The sequence below is a fragment of the Nocardioides eburneiflavus genome (genome assembly GCF_004785795.1).
GTDB classification, from domain to species: Bacteria; Actinomycetota; Actinomycetes; order Propionibacteriales; family Nocardioidaceae; genus Nocardioides; species Nocardioides eburneiflavus.
Genome location: NZ_SRRO01000001.1, coordinates 2,866,291 through 2,883,246 on the forward strand (window position 1 = coordinate 2,866,291; position 16,956 = coordinate 2,883,246).

General features: G+C 71.4%; 18 protein-coding genes. All 18 read left to right on the forward strand.

Translation table 11 applies throughout. The annotated features are described in order from the left end of the window. The 18 genes from lysA (at position 1) to EXE59_RS13580 (ending at position 16,953) form a co-directional block, all read left to right on the forward strand. Complete coding sequence (gene lysA / locus EXE59_RS13495; protein ID WP_425464516.1) at positions 1-1,419, forward strand: diaminopimelate decarboxylase; 1,419 nt, start codon at positions 1-3, stop codon at positions 1,417-1,419. After that, complete coding sequence (locus EXE59_RS13500; RefSeq protein WP_135839369.1) at positions 1,419-2,738, forward strand: homoserine dehydrogenase; 1,320 nt, start codon at positions 1,419-1,421, stop codon at positions 2,736-2,738. Before lysA ends, EXE59_RS13500 begins: the two co-directional genes overlap by 1 nt. Further along, the gene (thrC, locus tag EXE59_RS13505) at positions 2,735-3,805 is read left to right on the forward strand and encodes a threonine synthase (protein ID WP_135839370.1); all 1,071 of its coding nucleotides are present in this window, start codon (positions 2,735-2,737) and stop codon (positions 3,803-3,805) included. Before EXE59_RS13500 ends, thrC begins: the two co-directional genes overlap by 4 nt. 3 nt (positions 3,806-3,808) lie before the next feature. After that, positions 3,809-4,705 carry a homoserine kinase gene (gene thrB, locus EXE59_RS13510; RefSeq protein ID WP_135839371.1) on the forward strand — a complete coding sequence of 299 codons (897 nt, stop codon included), beginning with the start codon at positions 3,809-3,811 and terminating at the stop codon, positions 4,703-4,705. Positions 4,706-4,898: 193 nt separating this feature from the next. Beyond that, the gene (rho, locus tag EXE59_RS13515) at positions 4,899-6,683 is read left to right on the forward strand and encodes a transcription termination factor Rho (protein ID WP_246056777.1); all 1,785 of its coding nucleotides are present in this window, start codon (positions 4,899-4,901) and stop codon (positions 6,681-6,683) included. A gap of 153 nt (positions 6,684-6,836) precedes the next feature. Further along, on the forward strand, positions 6,837-7,061 hold the full coding sequence (gene rpmE / locus EXE59_RS13520) for a 50S ribosomal protein L31 (RefSeq protein WP_129453600.1): 225 nt from the start codon (positions 6,837-6,839) through the stop codon (positions 7,059-7,061). A 91-nt stretch (positions 7,062-7,152) separates the two neighbouring features. Beyond that, positions 7,153-8,226 (forward strand): peptide chain release factor 1, encoded by a 1,074-nt coding sequence (prfA, locus tag EXE59_RS13525; RefSeq protein ID WP_135839372.1) that lies wholly within the window; start codon positions 7,153-7,155, stop codon positions 8,224-8,226. Then, positions 8,227-9,066, forward strand: a complete 840-nt coding sequence (gene prmC / locus EXE59_RS13530; RefSeq protein ID WP_135839373.1) for a peptide chain release factor N(5)-glutamine methyltransferase — start codon at positions 8,227-8,229, stop codon at positions 9,064-9,066. After that, positions 9,063-9,728, forward strand: coding sequence for an L-threonylcarbamoyladenylate synthase (locus EXE59_RS13535; RefSeq protein ID WP_135839374.1), 666 nt, complete (start codon positions 9,063-9,065; stop codon positions 9,726-9,728). Before prmC ends, EXE59_RS13535 begins: the two co-directional genes overlap by 4 nt. Before the next feature lie 6 nt (positions 9,729-9,734). Further along, on the forward strand, positions 9,735-10,973 hold the full coding sequence (locus EXE59_RS13540; protein ID WP_135839375.1) for a glycosyltransferase family 4 protein: 1,239 nt from the start codon (positions 9,735-9,737) through the stop codon (positions 10,971-10,973). Positions 10,974-11,105: 132 nt separating this feature from the next. Further along, on the forward strand, positions 11,106-11,564 hold the full coding sequence (locus tag EXE59_RS13545; protein WP_135839376.1) for a hypothetical protein: 459 nt from the start codon (positions 11,106-11,108) through the stop codon (positions 11,562-11,564). A gap of 29 nt (positions 11,565-11,593) precedes the next feature. Beyond that, complete coding sequence (locus tag EXE59_RS13550) at positions 11,594-11,863, forward strand: AtpZ/AtpI family protein (RefSeq protein ID WP_135839377.1); 270 nt, start codon at positions 11,594-11,596, stop codon at positions 11,861-11,863. After that, positions 11,860-12,648: a F0F1 ATP synthase subunit A gene (gene atpB / locus EXE59_RS13555; RefSeq protein WP_168218339.1), complete on the forward strand. Its 789-nt coding sequence runs from the start codon at positions 11,860-11,862 to the stop codon at positions 12,646-12,648. The genes EXE59_RS13550 and atpB overlap by 4 nt, the downstream gene beginning before the upstream one ends. Before the next feature lie 69 nt (positions 12,649-12,717). After that, positions 12,718-12,927: an ATP synthase F0 subunit C gene (gene atpE, locus EXE59_RS13560; protein WP_030482691.1), complete on the forward strand. Its 210-nt coding sequence runs from the start codon at positions 12,718-12,720 to the stop codon at positions 12,925-12,927. 41 nt (positions 12,928-12,968) lie between these two features. Then, positions 12,969-13,529 carry a F0F1 ATP synthase subunit B gene (locus tag EXE59_RS13565; protein ID WP_135839379.1) on the forward strand — a complete coding sequence of 187 codons (561 nt, stop codon included), beginning with the start codon at positions 12,969-12,971 and terminating at the stop codon, positions 13,527-13,529. Continuing rightward, the gene (locus EXE59_RS13570) at positions 13,529-14,323 is read left to right on the forward strand and encodes a F0F1 ATP synthase subunit delta (protein ID WP_246056779.1); all 795 of its coding nucleotides are present in this window, start codon (positions 13,529-13,531) and stop codon (positions 14,321-14,323) included. The genes EXE59_RS13565 and EXE59_RS13570 overlap by 1 nt, the downstream gene beginning before the upstream one ends. A gap of 61 nt (positions 14,324-14,384) precedes the next feature. Further along, on the forward strand, positions 14,385-16,025 hold the full coding sequence (gene atpA / locus EXE59_RS13575; RefSeq protein WP_135839381.1) for a F0F1 ATP synthase subunit alpha: 1,641 nt from the start codon (positions 14,385-14,387) through the stop codon (positions 16,023-16,025). Between the two features lie 4 nt (positions 16,026-16,029). Then, complete coding sequence (locus EXE59_RS13580; protein WP_135839382.1) at positions 16,030-16,953, forward strand: F0F1 ATP synthase subunit gamma; 924 nt, start codon at positions 16,030-16,032, stop codon at positions 16,951-16,953. The last annotated feature ends 3 nt before the right edge of the window (positions 16,954-16,956 follow it).

Here is a 16,956-nt window from a genome sequence, read left to right on the forward strand (position 1 = left end):
GTGCCGACCGCCCACCCCTCCGGCTGGGCGCACGCCGACGGTGCGTTGCGGGCGAACCGTCCCGGTGGACCCCACTGGCTGCGTGAGCCCAGCGACCCCGACGCGCTGGTGACGTCGCTCTGGTCGCAGACCGCCACCAAGGCCGACGGCGTGCTGAGCGTGGGAGGTGTCTCGCTGCCCGAGCTGGTGCGCGAGCACGGCTCCCCGGCGTACGTCCTCGACGAGGCCGACTTCCGCAGCCGGGCCCGCGCCTTCCGCGACGCCTTCGGCGCCTACGACGTCTACTACGCGGGCAAGGCGTTCCTCTGCACCACCGTCGTGCGGTGGCTGGCCGAGGAGGGGTTGTCGCTCGACGTGTGCTCCGGCGGTGAGCTGGCCGTCGCCGAGCGGGCCGGCTTCCCGATGGAGCGGGTGGGCTTCCACGGCAACAACAAGACGGTCGCCGAGCTCGAGCGCGCCGTCGAGCTGGGCGTGGGTCGCGTCATCGTCGACTCGTTCCACGAGATCGAGCGGCTGGCCTCGGTCACCAGCGAGCGGGGTCGCACCGTCGGAGTGATGGTGCGCGTGACCGCGGGCGTCGAGGCGCACACCCACGAGTACATCGCCACCGCCCACGAGGACCAGAAGTTCGGCTTCTCCATCGCCAGCGGCGACGCGCTCGAGGCCGTACGCCGGGTGCACGCCGCGCCCGGCCTCCGGCTGCTGGGGCTGCACTCCCACATCGGCAGCCAGATCTTCGACACCTCCGGCTTCGAGGTCGCTGCCCGCCGGGTGCTCACGCTGCACGCGCAGGTGAGCGAGGAGGTCGGCGTCGAGATGCCCGAGATGGACCTCGGCGGCGGGTTCGGCATCGCCTACACCACCCAGGACGACCCGTCCGACCCCGCGCAGCTCGCGACGGAGATCACGAAGATCGTCCAGCACGAGTGCCGTGCCCTCCGGGTCGCCGAGCCGCGGCTGTCCATCGAGCCGGGGCGCGCGATCGTCGGCCCCTCGATGTGCACCGTCTACGAGGTCGGCACGGTCAAGGAGGTCGCCCTCGACGGCGGGCTGGTGCGCACCTACGTCTCGGTCGACGGCGGCATGAGCGACAACATCCGCACCGCCCTCTACGACGCCGACTACTCCGCCACGATCGCCTCCCGAGTCTCCGGTTCCGCGCCCGCCCTCGCCCGCGTCGTCGGCAAGCACTGCGAGGCCGGTGACATCGTCGTCAAGGACGAGTTCCTGCCCGGCGACGTACGCCCCGGCGACCTCGTGGCGGTGCCCGGGACCGGCGCCTACTGCAGATCCATGGCCTCCAACTACAACCACGCGCTGCGTCCTCCGGTGATCGGAGTTCGGGACGGGAAGACTTTTACCGTGCTGCGACGAGAGACTGAGGCAGACCTGTTCGCGACCGATGTGGGTGTTCTCTGATGACTTCCGGTGACAAGCAGCGCCCCCTCGGCGTGGCCGTGCTCGGCTGCGGCGCGGTCGGGTCGCAGGTGGTGCGCCTGCTGGCCGAGCAGCGCGACGACCTCGCCGCCCGGGTCGGTGCCCCGGTCGAGCTGGTGGGGGTCGCCGTACGCCGGCTCGACGCACCCCGCGACGTGCAGGTCCCCGACGGCCTGCTGACCACCGACGCGCACGGCCTGGTCGCCCGCGACGACGTCGACCTCGTCGTCGAGGTGATCGGCGGCATCGAGCCCGCCCGCTCGCTGATCCTCTCCGCGCTGGAGAACGGCGCGAGCGTCGTCACGGCCAACAAGGCGCTGCTCGCCGAGGACGGACCGACGCTCTTCGAGGCCGCCGCCAAGGCCGAGCGCGACCTCTACTACGAGGCCGCCGTGGCCGGCGCCATCCCGATCCTGCGTCCGCTGCGCGAGTCGCTCGCCGGCGACAGGGTCACCCGCGTGCTCGGCATCGTCAACGGCACGACCAACTTCATCCTCGACAAGATGGACACCTCGGGGGCGGGCTTCTCCGAGGCCCTCGAGGAGGCGCAGGAGCTCGGCTACGCCGAGGCCGACCCGACCGCGGACGTCGAGGGCTTCGACGCCGCCGCGAAGGCCGCGATCCTGGCCAGCCTGGCCTTCCACTCGCGCGTCACCGCCTCCGACGTCTACCGGGAGGGGATCTCGGAGGTCACCGCAGCCGACGTCGCCAGCGCCCGCGACATGGGGTCGGTCGTCAAGCTGCTCGCGATCTGCGAGCTGCGTCCCGGTCCCGACGGCCAGGACCAGGTCGCCGCCCGGGTGCACCCCGCGATGATCCCGCGGTCGCACCCGCTCGCCAGCGTCCGCGAGGCCTACAACGCCGTGTTCGTCGAGTCCGAGGCCGCCGGCCAGCTCATGTTCTACGGCCCCGGCGCGGGCGGCTCGCCCACCGCGAGCGCCGTGCTCGGCGACCTGGTGACCATCGCGCGCAACCGCCTCGCGGAGACCCGCGGCGCGGGCGAGTCGGCCTACGCCGACCGGGCGGTCCAGCCGATGGGGGAGACGCGCACCCGCTACCACGTCGCGATCGACGTCGACGACCGCGCGGGCGTGCTCGCGACGGTCGCCAACGCGTTCGCCGACCACGACGTGTCCATCCAGACGGTCCGCCAGGAGGGACGCGGAGCCGACGCCCAGCTCGTCGTCGTCTCGCACGCCGCACCCGACGCCGCCCTCAGCGCGACCGTCGACCAGCTGCGCAGCATGGACATCGTGCGCGAGGTCACCTCCGTGATGCGGGTCGAGGGCGGCGACGAATGAGCACCCACCAGTGGCGTGGCCTCATCGAGGAGTACCGCGCGCTCATCGACCTGCTGCCCGACGGCCTCGAGGCGGTGACGCTGCGCGAGGGCGGCACGCCCCTCGTGCACTCGGAGTGGCTCTCGTCCCTCACCGGCGGCCAGGTCTGGCTCAAGGTCGAGGGCGACAACCCGACCGGGTCCTTCAAGGACCGCGGCATGACCACGGCGATCTCGGTCGCCAAGCACGAGGGGGCGCAGGCCGTGGTCTGCGCCTCGACCGGCAACACGTCGGCGTCGATGGCGGCCTACGCCGCGAAGGCCGGCCTCAAGCCGCTGGTGCTCGTGCCGGAGGGCAAGATCGCCGCGGGCAAGATGGCCCAGGCCGTCGTGCACGGCGCCCAGATCATCATGGTGCGCGGCAACTTCGACCACTGCCTGCAGATGGCCAAGGGCCTGGCCTGGGACTACCCCGTGGCGCTGGTCAACTCGGTCAACCCGGTCCGCCTCCAGGGCCAGAAGACCGCGGCCTTCGAGATCTGCGACTTCCTCGGCGACGCCCCCGACTACCACCTGCTGCCGGTGGGCAACGCCGGCAACATCTCGGCCTACTGGATGGGCTACGAGCAGTACGCCGACCTCGGCCGCGCGAGCAGGCGCCCCGTCATGCGGGGGTTCCAGGCCGAGGGCGCGTCGCCGCTCGTCACCGGCGAGCCCTTCCCGGACCCCGAGACCAAGGCGACCGCGATCCGCATCGGCAACCCCGCCTCGTGGAAGCTCGCCGAGGCGGCCGCCCACGAGTCGGGCGGTCGGTTCGCCGCGGTGACCGACGTCCAGATCCTCGCCGCGCAGGCCCAGCTGGCCCGGCACGACGGCGTCTTCGTCGAGCCGGCCTCGGCCGCCGGCATCGCCGGCCTGCTGTCGGAGCTCGCGGCAGGGGAGACCTACACCGGTGCGACGGTCGCCATCACGGTCACCGGCCACGGCCTCAAGGACACCGCCACCGCGCTCGAGTCGTACGGTGACGTCGTCGACACGGTCGTGGACGCCGACGTGGCAGCCGCGGCCGCGGCCGCCGGTCTCGCCTGAGACATGGCGACCTTCGTCGACGGGCCCGCCCGGGTCAGCGTCCCGGCCACGTCCGCCAACCTCGGCCCGGGGTTCGACGCCTTCGGCCTGGCGCTGTCGCTGCGCGACGAGCTCGAGGCCGAGGTGCTGACCGAGGGCCTGGTGGTCGACGTGGCGGGTGCCGGCGCCGACGGCGTGCCTCGCGACGAGACCCACCTCGTCGTCCGGGCGATGCGGGCCGCCTTCGAGCTCATGGGGGAGCAGCCGCCCGGACTGCGGCTGTCGTGCCGCAACGTCATCCCGCACGCGCGCGGCCTCGGGTCGTCCTCGGCGGCGATCGTCGCCGGTGTCGTGCTCGCGCGGGGCCTCGTCGCCGGTGGTCAGCTGCTCGCGTCCGACGAGGCCCTGTTCGACCTCGCGGCCGACCTCGAGGGCCACCCCGACAACGTCGCCGCAGCGTTCTACGGCGGGTTCGTGATCTCCGGCCGCGAGGCGGACCGCTGGTTCGCGGTGCGCGCAGGCGTCGACCCGAGGATCACGGCGGTCGTGTTCGTCCCGCCGGACGGCGTCGAGACCACGGTCGCCCGCGGCCTGCTGCCCGACCTCGTCCCGCACGCCGAGGCCGCCGCCAACTCCGGCCGCGCCGCGTTGCTGGTGGCCGCGATCACGGGACAGCCCGAGCACCTGCTCGCCGCGACCCGGGACTGGCTCCACCAGGACCAGCGAGAGCCGGCGATGCCGAAGACCCTGGAGCTCGTACGCTCGCTGCGTGCCGACGGCGTGCCCGCCGTCGTGTCGGGGGCCGGGCCCACCGTGCTGGCGTTCGGGTCGGCCGACACCACGGACCTGCTCGCCCGCTGCCCGCGCGGGTGGACGCCGCACGAGCTGTCGATCGACGTCGAGGGCGCGCGCCTCACCTGACCCGGTCGAGCGGCTCTCGGCACTGCTGGCTGTCGGCGGTCGACCTGCCTGCTAACCTGACCGCGCGCCGTTCGGCGTACCTGCCCGTCCCGGTCCTCCGGCATCCGCGAGGACTGCGTGCTCGGGCGACCACCATCCGCCTCGTAGGCCGCCCCGGGCGCCTCGCAGGCGACGCGACGTGCGAAGGATCCACGTGACCGAGACCCCCTCGAAGCCTGCCAAGAAGGCCACCGCCAGGCCGGCCGGCCTCAGCTCGATGCTGCTGGCGGACCTCAAGTCGATGGCCGTCGGCCTCGGCATCTCCGGTGCCGGCTCGATGAAGAAGGCCCAGCTGGTCGACGCCATCAAGGCGACCCAGTCGGGCGGGCGGCCGGCAGAGGCGGAACCCGCCACGGCCCCGCGGCAGGAGACCGTGGCGGCGGACGCTCCGGCAGCCGGTGACGCACCCGCCGAGGTCCCGGCGCCCCGGACGACCGTCCGGACCCGGACCCGCAAGCAGCGCCAGGTCGAGCAGGCCGAGCAGAGGCAGGCCGAGCAGGAGCAGGCCGAGCCGAACCGGGCCGACCAGCAGGACGACCGCAAGCAGGACGACCAGCAGCAGGACCGCCAGCAGGGCCAGAAGGGCCAGAAGAACCAGAAGTCGTCGAAGGGCCAGCAGTCCTCGAAGGACGGCAACAAGCCAGACAAGCAGCAGCAGGACAAGCAGCAGCAGGACAAGCAGGGTCGCCAGAACCAGCAGAACCAGGCCCAGCAGGGCCAGAACCAGCAGAACCAGGCCCAGCAGAACCAGTTCGACGACGACGAGGACGGCGAGGGCGGCAGCCGCCGCAACCGCCGCCGTCGTGGCCGGGACCGCACCACGGTGCGCCAGGGCGGTCGCAACGAGCCCGACACCACGATCCTCGAGGACGACGTGCTGGTGCCGGCCGCCGGCATCCTCGACGTGCTGGACAACTGCGCGTTCGTGCGCACCTCTGGCTACCTGCCCGGTCCCGAGGACGTCTACCTCTCGCTGTCGATGGTCCGGAAGTACCACCTGCGCCGGGGCGACGCCGTGGTCGGCCAGGTCCGCCAGCCGCGCGAGGGCGAGCGTCGCGAGAAGTTCAACCCGATGGTCCGCATCGACAGCGTGAACGGCACCGAGGCCGAGGGCGCCAAGGAGCGCCCGGAGTTCTCCGACGCGGTGCCGGTGCACCCGCACCAGCGGCTGCGCCTGGCCACCGACGACGCGAACCTGACCGGGAAGGTCATCGACATCGCCTCGCCGGTCGGCAAGGGCCAGCGTGGCCTGATCCTCACGCCGCCGCGTACGGGCGCGACCTCGCTGCTGCAGTCGATCGCCCAGGCGGTGACGACCAACAACCCCGAGTGCCACGTGATGGTGGTCCTCGTCGACGCGCGTCCTGAGGAGGTCACCGACTTCCAGCGTGCCGTCAAGGGCGAGGTCGTCGCCTCGACCTTCGACCGGCAGCCGGCCGACCACGCGCTGGTCGCGGAGCTGGCCATCGAGCGGGCCAAGCGCCTGGTCGAGCTCGGCCACGACGTCGTCGTGCTGCTCGACTCGCTGACCCGCCTCGGCCGGGCCTACAACCTGGCCGCGCCGGCCAACGGTCGCGTGCTCGCCGGCATCGTGGACGCGTCCGCGGTGCACCCGACCAAGGAGTTCTTCGGCGCCGCCCGCAAGATCGAGGACGCGGGGTCGCTGACGGTCCTGGCCACGGTCGCGGTGGGCACCGGTTCGGCGACGGACGAGTTCTTCCTCGAGGAGATCGCCGGCACCGAGAACTGGGAGCTGGCGCTCAGCGCGGAGCGGGCGGCCAAGGGCATCGTCCCGGCCGTCGACGTCGCCGCGTCGGGCACCCGCCACGAGGAGAGGCTGCTGGCACCTGCCGAGGGAGCGGTCGTCGGCGACATCCGCAAGCGGCTCGCCGCCGCGGACTCCCAGCAGGCCGTGCAGAAGGTCGTCGGCGGTCGCTGATCGCCGGCGGGCCACCGTCGGCTCCGCGCCGCCGACGGCGGGAATCCCCGGATTGGCGCCGTTGTTCACACCGGTGGCACACTTGTGCGTCGGTTCCGGTTCACGTCACTACGCGATCCACGCGGGCGACCCGGAGCAATTCGAGAGGACACCATGAAGAAGGACACCCACCCCGAGTACGTCGAGACCCAGGTGACCTGCACCTGCGGCGCGTCGTTCACCACCCGCAGCACCGCGACCTCCGGCTCGATCCACGCCGACGTCTGCTCGCAGTGCCACCCGTTCTACACCGGCAAGCAGAAGATCCTCGACACGGGCGGCCGCGTCGCCCGCTTCGAGTCCCGCTACGGCAAGAAGGCTGCTGCCGAGAGCAAGTAGTGCACGTCAGGCGCCGGTCGCCCCGCTCATCGCGGGTGGCCGGCGCCTTGTCGTCTGTCCGGGAGCCCGCACGAGGAAGCAGGAGCGCACGATGTTCGAGGCCGTCGAGGGCATGCGCGAGGAGCACGCCGAGCTCGAGCAGCGCCTGGCCCTGCCCGAGACGCACGCCGACCAGCGCCTGGCCAAGCAGCTCAACCAGAGGTACGCCGAGCTCACCGCCGTCGTGTCGACCTGGCAGGAGTGGCACCGGCTCGGCGACGACGTCGAGGCGGCGCGCGAGCTCGCTCCGGACGACCCTGCGTTCGCCAGGGAGGCCGAGGAGCTCGCGACCCGCCGCGAGGCCGTGGGGGAGCGCCTGCGCCGCCTGCTCGTGCCGCGGGACGCCGCCGACGGCAAGGACGCCCTGCTGGAGATCAAGTCCGGCGAGGGCGGCGAGGAGTCGGCACTCTTCGCCGGCGACCTGCTGCGGATGTACTCCCGGTACGCCGAGACCCGGGGCTGGAGCGTGGAGGTGCTCGACGCCACCGAGTCCGACCTCGGCGGCTACAAGTCCGTCACCGCGGCGGTCAAGGCGCGCGGCACGGTCGAGCCCGGCCAGGCGCCGTACGCCCTGCTCAAGTTCGAGGGCGGCGTGCACCGCGTGCAGCGCGTCCCGGTCACCGAGTCGCAGGGACGTGTCCACACCTCGGCCGCCGGCGTGCTCGTCTCGCCCGAGGCGGAGCCCGTCGACGTCACCATCGACGACAACGACCTGCGCATCGACGTCTACCGCTCCAGCGGACCCGGCGGCCAGAGCGTCAACACGACCGACTCGGCCGTCCGCATCACCCACCTGCCCACCGGCATCGTGGCGAGCTGCCAGAACGAGAAGAGTCAGCTGCAGAACAAGGAGTCCGCGATGCGGATCCTGCGCTCGCGGCTGCTCCAGGCCGCGCAGGACGCTGCGGACGCGGAGGCGAGCGACGCGCGGCGCTCGCAGGTGCGCACCGTGGACCGTTCCGAGCGGATCCGCACCTACAACTTCCCGGAGAACCGGATCTCCGACCACCGCACCGGCTACAAGGCCTACAACCTCGACCAGGTCCTCGACGGCGACCTCGCCCCGGTGCTGGACTCCTGCGTCGAGACCGACATGGCGGCCCGGCTCGCGGCGCTGGAGTCCTGAGTGCGCGCCAGCGCGGCCCGGCGCGCGGCGGCCCAGCAGCTCCGCGACGCGGGTGTGTCCTCGCCCGAGCGTGACGCCGACCTGCTCCTCGCCCACGTCCTCGACGTGGGCCTGGGCAGGCTCCCGCTCGTCGACGACCTCGACGTCGCGCAGCAGGAGCAGTACGCCGCGCTGCTCGCACGGCGAGCGGCACGTGAGCCGCTCCAGCACCTGACGGGCACCGCGGCCTTCCGCCACGTGGACCTGGAGGTGGGCCCGGGCGTCTTCGTGCCCCGGCCGGAGACCGAGCTGCTCGCCGGCTGGGCGATCGAGCAGGCCTCGGCGCTGTCCACCCCGGTGGTCGTCGACCTGTGCACGGGCTCCGGCGCCATCGCGAAGGCCGTCGCCGACGAGCTGCCCGAGGCGGACGTCCACGCGGTGGAGCTGGACGAGCAGGCGTACGCCTGGGCCGAGCGCAACCTCGCCCGCACCGGCGTCGACCTGCGCCAGGGCGACATGGCGACGGCCTTCGACGACCTGACCGGCACCGTCGACGTGGTCGTGTGCAACCCGCCCTACATCCCGTTGGAGGCGTGGGAGTCGGTGGCCGCCGAGGCCCGGGACCACGACCCCCATCTGGCCCTCTTCTCCGGCCAGGACGGCCTCGACGCGATGCGCGTCCTCGAGCGCCGTGCGGCCCTGCTCCTACGACCCGGGGGAGTGGTCGGTGCCGAGCACGCCGACGTGCAGGGCGCATCGGCCCCGGCCGTCTTCGCCGCCACCGGCCGGTGGCTCGACGTGGCCGACCACCGCGACCTCGCGGGTCGGGCGCGCTACGTCACCGCCAGGCTGGCACGATGAGCGGCGTGGACAGGCTCAGGACCTCGACCGAGGAGGAGCGGGAGGCGGCGGTGACCGCCGCCGCCGGTGCCGTACGACGGGGCGAGCTGGTGGTCATCCCCACCGACACCGTCTACGGCGTCGCGGCCGACGCGTTCTCCCACGACGCCGTGCGCCGGCTGCTCGACGCCAAGGGCCGCGGTCGCGAGATGCCGCCGCCGGTCCTCGTGTCCGCGGCCACGACCCTCGACGCGCTCGCCGAGGGCGTCCCGACGTGGGCCCGCACCCTCGTCGAGCAGTTCTGGCCCGGACCGCTCACGCTGGTGTGCCGCCAGCAGGCCTCCCTCATGTGGGACCTCGGCGAGACCCGCGGCACGGTCGCGGTGCGGATGCCCGACGACGAGGTGGCCCTGTCCGTGCTCGAGCGCACCGGCCCCCTGGCGGTGAGCTCGGCCAACCTCACCGGCCGCCCGGCCGCGACGGATGCCGACCAGGCCGAGGAGATGCTCGGCGACGTGGTCGCGGTCATCGTCGATGCCGGCGCGTCGCCCGGGGGCGAGGCGTCCACGATCGTCGACGTCACCGTCCCCGAGGGTCGGGTGCTGCGGCTCGGCGCGCTCTCGCTGGAGACCCTCAACGCAGCGATCGTCGAGCACGGTGTCGTGCTCGAGGACCAGGGCTAGGCGGCGATGCGGGAGTACCTCCTCGTCTTCCTGGTGGCCCTGTCGGTCACCTACCTGCTCACGGTCGTGGCCCGTGAGATCGCGCTGCGCACGGGCGCCGTCGCGCAGGTGCGCGACCGTGACGTGCACGCCGAGCCGATCCCCTACCTCGGCGGCCTGGCGATGCTCGGCGGCCTGTGCGCGGCGTACGTCGTGGCGCGCGAGCTGCCCTTCCTCGGGCTGCGCAGCGAGGGCTTCGTGTTCAAGGACGCCGGGGTGGTGCTCCTGGCGGGCGCGCTGGTGTGCGCCGTCGGCGTGGTCGACGACATCTTCGAGCTCGACGCCCTCACCAAGCTCGGCGGACAGGTGCTCGCCGCTGGGCTCCTGGTCGCGCTGGGGGTGCGGTTCTACTACTTCCCGCGCCCCGACGGGGTCCAGTTCTCCCTCGACGACGTGCAGGGGGCGGCCCTGACGCTCGTGGTGGTCATCGGCACGATGAACGCGGTCAACTTCGTCGACGGGCTCGACGGGCTGGCCGCCGGGGTGGTCGGCATCGGAGCTGCGGCGTTCTTCCTCTACTGCTATTTCGTCTCCGCCCAGAACAACCTCACCCTGGCGACCACGGGCGCGCTGCTGAGCGCGGCGCTCGCGGGCGCGTGCGCCGGCTTCCTGCCGCACAACTTCCACCCCGCGCGGCTCTTCATGGGCGACTCCGGGTCGATGCTGATCGGGCTCGTGCTCTCGGCGAGCGCGCTCACGCTGACCGGGCAGTTCGTCGGCATGCCGGCGACCACGGGCAACAGCCTGTTCGTGACGGTGCTGCCGCTGCTGCTGCCGATCTCGCTGCTGATGGTGCCGATCGTCGACCTCGTGCTCGCCGTCGTACGCCGCACGCGAGCCGGGCGCTCGCCGATGAGCGCGGACAAGCAGCACCTGCACCACCGCCTGCTCGAGATCGGCCACTCCCAACGCCGGGCGGTGCTCATCATGTGGATGTGGGCCGCCACCATCGCCGCCGGCGCGGTGATCGTGAGCCTGTTCGACCGCTGGTGGGTCTGGTGGAGCCTGGGCACGATGCTGGCGCTCACGGTGGCCCTGACGTTCGTGCTGCCGCAGGTGCACCGACCGCGCAAGACCGGCCTCGGCGACACGGGGCTGCCCGAGAACGACGCTGTCGAGGGCCGGCTCGACGACGAGGGCTTGACCGACGCCCCCGGAGAGAGTGTCGTGGAGCCGTCCCGGCAGCCGGGGGAGAGCATCCCCTGACCCCGGTTTGCAGGGCTCCCGGGACTTTGTGATAGTTTTCACGAGCAGTCCCGGAGGCCTTCCCGAAGGCCCGGGCAGGCTCGCCGGAGGGCCAGCCAGGACCCGCCAGACCCCGACAGAACGGCCGCCGCCATGACGACCGAGAGCACCGCGACCACTCGTCGCAGCAGCCTCGTGCCGGGCGTACGGGTCGTCACCCGGGCGGCAGGACTCACCGTGCTCGCGGGTGCACTCCTCGCCGCTGTCGCCGGCGTCGTGCACGGCGCCGAGCCCGCCGCTGCCGTGGCGGTCGGGGCCGGACTGGTCGCCCTGGTCGTGTCGTTCGGCACGTTCTCCCTGCACGTGGTCGCGAGCGCGATGCCGACGGCGACGCTGCTCGTCGCGCTGGTCACCTACGCCACCCAGCTGGCGATCGTGCTCCTGGTGTTCCTCGCGATCACGCGGGGAGGGGCCTTCTCGAGCGACGTGGCTCGGGGCTGGCTGGCCGGCTCGATGGTCCTCGCCACGCTGGTGTGGACCACCGCCCACCTGGTGCTCACCGCCCGCGAGCGCACCCCCTACTTCGACCTCCCGACCGGGGGTGAGTCGTGACCACCGAGACTGCTAACGTTCGCAGCGCCATGGCCGAGTCCAGCGCCACTTCCTCCGAACCCCCGCGCAGCAGCAGTGCCCCGAGCTACCTGGTGGCCGGAGTGCTGTTCTACGGCTTCGTCGGATGGCTGCTGGACCAGTGGCTCGGCACCCGCTTCCTGGTGGCGGCGGGGGTCCTGCTGGGCGGCGGCCTGGGCACGTACATGATGATCGTGGCGCTTCGCCGGCAGACCGCTGCCGACGAGGCGCACCACAGCAACACGACGAGCAACAAGACGAGCAACGAGGAGTCGGAGTGAGCATCACCCAGCCTGTCGCGGCAGAGGGCGGTTCGGGCTTCCACGCCCCCGGCCCGGGGAGCTTCGAGCTGCCGCCGATCTTCGGTGACGTCACCAAGCCGATGGTGCTCCTGGTGCTCTCCGCGGTGGTCGTGTTCGGCTTCTTCTACGCCGCCTCGCGCAGCGCCTCGCTGGTGCCGGGCCGCCTGCAGTACGCCGGGGAGATGGTCTACGGCTTCGTGCGCAACAACATGGCGCGCGACAACATCGGCAGCGAGCACTACATGAAGTTCGTGCCCTACCTCTTCACGCTCTTCACCTTCATCCTGGTGAACAACTACTACGGCGTGATCCCGTTCCTGCAGTTCCCGAGCTTCTCGCGCATCGGCTTCATCGTCCCGCTCGCGCTGCTCAGCTGGGGCATCTACGTCGGCGCCGGCATCTGGAAGCACGGCCCGCTGGGCTACCTCAAGCACGCCACGATGCCCGGCGGCGTCAAGGGCCCGATCCTGCTCCTGCTGGTGCCGCTGGAGTTCTTCTCCAACATCATCATCCGGCCGGTCACGCTCACGCTGCGTCTGTTCGGCAACATGTTCGCCGGGCACCTGCTGCTGATCCTGTTCGCCACTGGTGGCGCGGCCCTCCTGGCCAGCGGCAACGTCCTGTACGGCGCCGTCGGCATCCTGTCCTTCGGCCTGGGCATCGGCGTGAGCTTCCTGGAGATGCTGGTCATGTTCCTCCAGGCCTACGTCTTCACGCTCCTGAGCTCGATGTACATCGGCGAAGCACTCGCCGACGAGCACTGATCCGCAACAACCCCACAAGTTTCGCCAAACAGCGGCGCGAGAGACGCGTCGCCGACGAAAGGAAAAGCCGTGGAAGGCTCCATCAACCTGGTCGGTCTCGGCCTGTCCGCCATCGGTCCCGGTGTCGGTATCGGCCTGATCTTCGCCGCGTTCATCTCCGGTGTCGCGCGCCAGCCCGAGGCCCAGAGCCGTCTGCAGTCGATCGCCATTCTTGGCTTCGTTCTTGCCGAGGCTCTCTTCATCATCACCGTCGCGCTCGCGTTCGTCCTGCCTCTCTGACGACCGTCGCACCCCAGCTCTAGACCGTAGGAGTTCGACTCATGGACCACATCGTCCTGGCGGCGGCGGAGGGCGAGACCCACAGTCCGGTGCTGCCGGTCTGGTCAGAGGTCATCCTCGCCCTGATCGTCTTCGCGATCCTCTTCGTCCTCATGCGCAAGTTCGTCGTACCGAACTTCGAGAAGACCTTCGCGGAGCGCACTCAGGCGATCGAGGGAGGCCTCAGCGCGGCCGAGTCCAAGCAGGCCGAGGCCGACGCCAAGCTCGCCGAGCTCGAGAAGCAGCTCGCCGACGCCCGGCACGAGGCCGCACGCATCCGTGAGGAGGCTCGCGAGCAGGGTGCTGCGATCATCGCCGAGATGCGGGAGCAGGCCCAGGCCGAGTCCACCCGCATCGTCGAGCACGGCAAGACGCAGATCGAGGCGGAGCGCCAGCAGGCGGTCACCTCGCTGCGTGCCGAGGTGGGCGCCCTGGCGACCGGCCTGGCCGGCCGCATCGTGGGCGAGAGCCTCGACGACGAGGCTCGCCAGAGCCGCGTGGTCGACCGCTTCCTCACCGAGCTCGAGACGCAGGGCGGCAGCACCTCGGGGAGCGTCAACTGATGATGCGAGGAGCCTCCGCCGACGCGTACGCCGCCACGTCCGCCGCCCTCACGGGCGCGGGCGACGCCGGCACGGTCGGTCGGGACCTGTTCGGCGTGGCGGACCTCCTCCGCGCCGAGCCCGCCCTGCGGCGCGTCGCGACCGATGCGTCGATCGAGAGCGAGGCGAAGGCAGGGCTATTCCGTGAGGTGCTGGCCGGCAAGGTCTCCGAGCTCGCGCTCGCGGCCGTCGTCGTCGCCGTGTCGCAGCGGTGGACCGCCAGCCGCGACCTCGCCGACGCCCTCGAGCGTCTCGGCGTGGTCTCGGTCGTGCAGTCCTCCGGAGGCGAGGCAGGTCGTCTCGAGGACGAGCTGTTCGCCTTCGGCCAGGTCGTGCAGGACAACCCGCCGCTGCGGGACGCGCTGTCCGACCCGGCCCGCAGCCGGGAGGACAAGTCCCGCCTGCTGGGTGACCTGCTGGGGGACAAGGTCCTCCCGGCGACCGTCGCCCTCGTGCAGCAGTCGCTCTCGGGCAGCTACCGCACGGTCGGGGTCGCCCTGGCCGACTACCAGAAGGTGGCCTCCGAGGTCCGCGGCCAGGGAGTGGCGACCGTCCGCGTCGCCCGGCCGCTCTCCGACGCGGACCGCCAGCGGCTCGCCGACGCGCTCTCGCGCAGCTACGAGCGCGAGATCCACATCAACGTCGTCGTGGACCCCGACGTCCTCGGCGGCATCCGCGTCGAGATCGGTGACGACGTCATCGACGGCACGGTGTCCAGCCGTCTCGACGAGGCGCGCCGCCGGCTAGCCGGCTGAACGCCCGGCGCCAGACATCAGAACTTTTCGAGCAGACCAGACCAGGAACAGGTGAGATGAGATGACGGAGCTTTCCATCCGTCCGGACGAGATCCGGGACGCGCTCCAGCGCTTCGTGTCCGACTACAAGCCCGACACGGCGTCCAAGGAAGAGGTCGGCACCGTCGCGGAGGCCGGCGACGGCATCGCCCGCGTCAGCGGCCTGCCCTCGGTCATGGCCAACGAGCTGCTCGAGTTCGAGGACGGCACGCTGGGCATCGCCCTGAACCTCGACACCCGTGAGATCGGCGTCGTGGTGCTCGGTGACTTCGACAAGATCGAGGAGGGCCAGGCCGTGCGTCGCACGGGCGAGATCCTCTCCGTGCCTGTCGGTGACGGCTACCTCGGTCGCGTGGTCGACCCGCTGGGCACGCCGATCGACGGGCTCGGCGACGTCGAGACCAGCGGCCGTCGTCCCCTCGAGCTCCAGGCCGCCACGGTGATGGAGCGCAAGTCGGTCCACGAGCCCCTCGCCACCGGCATCAAGGCCATCGACGCGATGACCCCGATCGGCCGCGGCCAGCGCCAGCTGATCATCGGCGACCGCGCGACCGGCAAGACCACGATCGCGATCGACACGATCATCAACCAGAAGCAGAACTGGGAGTCCGGCGACCCGGACAAGCAGGTGCGCTGCATCTACGTCGCCATCGGCCAGAAGGGCTCGACGATCGCCTCGGTGCGTGGCGCCCTCGAGGAGGCCGGCGCGCTGGAGTACACCACCATCGTGGCCTCCCCGGCGTCCGACTCCGCCGGCTTCAAGTACCTCGCCCCCTACACCGGCTCGGCCATCGGCCAGCACTGGATGTACGAGGGCAAGCACGTCCTCATCGTGTTCGACGACCTGACCAAGCAGGCCGAGGCCTACCGCGCCGTGTCGCTGCTGCTGCGCCGCCCGCCGGGCCGCGAGGCGTACCCCGGTGACGTCTTCTACCTGCACAGCCGGCTCCTCGAGCGCTGCGCGAAGCTGTCCGACGAGATGGGCAAGGGCTCGATGACCGGCCTGCCGATCATCGAGACCAAGGCCAACGACGTCTCGGCGTTCATCCCGACCAACGTCATCTCGATCACCGACGGCCAGATCTTCCTCCAGTCCGACCTGTTCGCGGCCAACCAGCGTCCCGCCATCGACGTGGGCGTGTCGGTCTCGCGCGTGGGCGGCTCGGCCATGACCAAGGCGATGAAGGCCGTCACCGGCTCGCTCAAGGTCGACCTGGCGCAGTTCCGCGCCATGGAGGCGTTCGCGATGTTCGCCTCCGACCTGGACGCTGCGTCGCGCCAGCAGCTCGACCGCGGCCAGCGCCTGATGGCCCTGCTCAAGCAGCCGCAGTACTCGCCGTACCCGCTCGAGGAGATGACCGTCTCCCTGTGGATCGGCACCTCCGGCCGCCTCGACAAGGTCCCGACCGACGACGTGCTGCGCTTCGAGCACGAGTTCCTCGACTACCTGCGCCGCTCGCACGAGGGCATCCTCGCGGGCATCCGGGAGACGACGAAGTTCGACGACGACGCCGAGGCCGAGCTCGCCAAGGCCTACGACTCCTTCCTCGACCAGTTCGAGACTTCCGACGGCCAGAGCATCAAGGCCGGCAAGGAAGAGCACGTCGCCCTCGAGGACGAGGACGTCGAGCAGGAGCAGATCGTCAAGCAGAAGCGAGGCTGACCCAATGGCTCTCTCGGTACGCGAGTACCGCGCGCGGATCAAGTCGACGGAGTCGATGAAGAAGATCACGCGTGCCATGGAGCTCATTGCTGCGTCGCGGATCATCAAGGCACAGCAGCGAGCCCAGGCGGCAGCGCCGTACGCTCGTGAGCTGACGCGCGCGGTGTCGGCCGTGGCGACGTTCTCCAACGTCGACCACGCGCTGACCACCGAGCCGGAGGACCCCAAGAAGGCTGCCGTCCTCGTGGTCACCTCCGACCGCGGCCTGGCCGGCGCCTACTCCTCGAGCGTCATCAAGGAGGCCGAGCGCCTCGTCGAGAAGCTCAAGGGCGAGGGCAAGGACGTCGACCTCTACGCCAGCGGTCGCAAGGCGGAGGCCTACTTCAAGTTCCGCCAGCGTGCGGTCGTGCAGGCCTGGACGGGCTTCTCCGACCAGCCGACCTACGACGTCGCTGCGGAGATCGGCGCCACGCTGATCGAGGCCTTCCTCGCCGACGAGGACGACGACTCCGACGCCCGGCCGGTCGACGAGGTCCACGTGGTCTACACGCGGTTCCGCTCGATGCTCAGCCAGGAGCCGACCGCGGTACGCCTCCTCCCGCTGGAGGTCGTCGAGGGGACCGAGCCGCCCGACGAGGGCGACCTGCTGCCGCTCTACGAGTTCGAGCCGTCTCCCTCGGAGGTCCTCGACTCCCTGCTGCCGCGCTACGTCCAGAGCCGGATCTTCTTCGCCCTCCTGCAGGCGGCGGCCTCCGAGCTCGCCGCGCGACAGAAGGCGATGAAGTCCGCTACGGACAACGCCGACGAGCTGATCAAGAAGTACACCCGAATCGCCAACCAGGCCCGCCAGGCCGGCATTACCCAGGAAATCAGCGAGATCGTCGGTGGCGTGAACGCCCTTGCCGACGCCAACGCCGGGAGTGAGTGAGAG